The organism is Dyella sp., assembly GCF_035277725.1.
Classification (GTDB): Bacteria; Pseudomonadota; Gammaproteobacteria; order Xanthomonadales; family Rhodanobacteraceae; genus Dyella_B.
Genome location: NZ_DATEJY010000093.1, coordinates 1 through 2,694, shown reverse-complemented (window position 1 = coordinate 2,694; position 2,694 = coordinate 1). Strand labels below are relative to the sequence as shown.

1 protein-coding gene is annotated in these 2,694 nt (G+C 64.1%); it reads left to right on the top strand.

All coding sequences use genetic code 11. From position 1 onward, the window contains the following. On the top strand, nucleotides 1-2,694 hold a 2,694-nt coding region (locus tag VJR68_RS08705; RefSeq protein WP_324147282.1), incomplete at both ends, for an amino acid adenylation domain-containing protein.

Genomic DNA, 2,694 nt, shown 5'->3' with positions numbered 1-2,694 from the left:
CAGGATTTCCACACGCTGTTGCAACAGGTGCACCAGCACACGCTAGCGGCCTATGCGCACCAGGACGTGCCATTCGAGCAACTGGTCGAAGCGCTGCAACCGGAACGCCACACCAGCTACACGCCGCTGTTCCAGGTGATGTTGGTGCTGCAGAACACGCCGATGGATACATTGGCCTTGCCGGGCGTGTCGATGCAGGTGCTGGAGCAAGGGATCGCTACCGCCAAGTTCGATCTGACGCTGTGCCTCACCGAACATCCGGAGGGTTTGCAGGGCTATGTCGAATACAGCACCGATCTGTTCGAGCGGCGCACCATCGAGCGCATGGCCGATCACTTCACGCGCCTGCTGCAGGCCATCGTGGCGCAGGCGCAACGCGCGGTCGGCGAGCTGGCGATGCTGGGCGATGCGGAGCGTTATCAGCTGCTGTACGCGTTCAACGATGCTGCGTCCGTTTATCCCACCCGGCAGCCGGCGTCGACGTGCATTCATCGGCGCTTCGAGCGATGGGCGGTACAGACGCCTGAAGCGGTAGCCGTGATCGACGGTGAGCAGGCCTTGAGCTACGAACAGCTCAACCGCAGCGCCAATCAGCTTGCACATCTGCTGCGCGCACGCGACGTACAAGAAGGTGACATTGTGGCGGTGGCCTTGCCGCGCAGCGCCGACCTGGTGGTGGCGGAACTGGCCGTGGTGAAGGCCGGCGCTGCCTACGTGCCGTTGGATGCGGTGCTGCCCGTCGAACGGCAAGCGCACATGCTTGAGGATTGCGGCGCACGTTGCATCATCACGCGCACTGGCATCGCCGTGCCGGATGGCTACGACAACGTGACGCTCGATCGCCCCGAAACGCGCGCAGCACTGGCGCGCCAGCCGGCACACCATCCGGCAGTCGCGATCGATGGCGAAGCCTGCGCGTACATCATGTACACCTCCGGCTCGACCGGGCGCGCCAAGGGCGTACAGGTTCCGCATCGCGCGATTGAGCGTCTTGCCATCGACAACGGCTATCTCGACCTGCAAACCGACGACCGCTTCGCCTGCGCAGCCAATCCCGCATTCGATGCCAGTACGCTGGAAATCTGGGGGCCATTGCAGAACGGCGCGGCCATCGTGATCGTCAGCCAGGATGAGCTGATGCAACCAGGCCGGCTGGCTGCGCTGATCCGCGCGCAACGTATTACGTGCATGTGGATGACCGTGGGCCTGTTCAACCAGCTTGCGCCCGCAATGGGCGACACCATGCGCCAGTTGCGCGCATTGCTGGTCGGCGGCGACGTGCTCGATCCGCACATCATCGGCCACGTATTGCAGAACCATCCGCCACAACGCCTGATCAACGGCTACGGCCCCACCGAAACGGCGACGTTCGCGGCCACCCATGACATCACGCAGGTCGTGCCGGGCCGCAGCATTCCGATTGGACGTCCCATCGGCAGAACCTGCATCTACCTGCTGGACCGCAACCTGCAACCAGTGCCGATCGGCGTTGCGGGCGAGCTTTATATCGGCGGCGCCGGCGTGGCGCTTGGATATCTCCATCAGTCCGAGCTGACGCGCGAGCGGTTCATTGCCGATCCGTTCGCGCCGCCCGGCCATGCGCAGGCCCGCCTCTACAAGACAGGTGACCTGGGGCGCTACCTGCCCGACGGCACCATCGAGTTCCTGGGACGCCGCGATTTCCAGGTGAAGATCCGCGGCTTTCGCATCGAGCTGGGCGAGATCGAAGCCAAGCTGCAAGCCTTGCCGGCGATTCGCGAGACCACCGTGTTGGTGCGGCAGGACGATGGCGGCGACAAGCAACTGGTCGCCTACCTGGTGCCGCATGAAGGGCAGAGCGTGCCCGATGTGCCGGAGCTGCGTGCGCTGCTATCGCGCGAACTGCCTGACTACATGGTGCCGACGCATTTCCTCACGCTCGACCGCATGCCGCTCACGCCGAACGGCAAGGTCGACCGCAAGGCGCTGCCGGTGCCGGATACCACGCGCAGCGAAGCCGTTTACGTGGCGCCGCGCAACGATGACGAACAGAAGATGGCCGGCCTCTGGGGGGAAGTATTGAAACGCGAGCAAATTGGCGCTCACGACAACTTCTTCGAACTCGGTGGCCATTCGCTGCTGGCGACGCAGTTGCTGTTGCGCATTTGCGCTGCGTTCGAAACGGATTTGCCGTTGCGCGCCATCTTCGAGGCGCCCACGCTGGCCGAGCTGGCAGCGCGCGCCGGCCAAGGCGGGGGTGCGGCTGTCATTAAGCCCATTGCATGCGTCGAACGGGATCGGCCGTTGCCACTGTCGTTCGCGCAGCAGCGCCTGTGGTTCCTCGATCAATTCGAAGCGCAGCGCACGATCTACAACATTCCGGCGGCGATTCGCCTGACGGGCGATCTGCACGTCGAGGCACTGTCATGCGCCCTCAATGAGGTCGTGCGCCGCCACGAAGCATTGCGTACAAGCTTTGCGCTGCATGACGGCGAACCGGTGCAGGTGATTGCGCCGCATTCGCCGTTGGCGATGGCGATCATCGATCTCAGCGAGCTGCCACACGAAGAGCGCGAAGCACGCGCACAGTTGCGCATGCAGGACGAGGCGAACCACCCCTTCGATCTCGCCGCCGGCCCGCTGGTCCGCTTCAGCCTGATCCGCCTGGCCGAGCAGGAACACATCCTGTTGCTGACCATGCATCACATCGTGTCG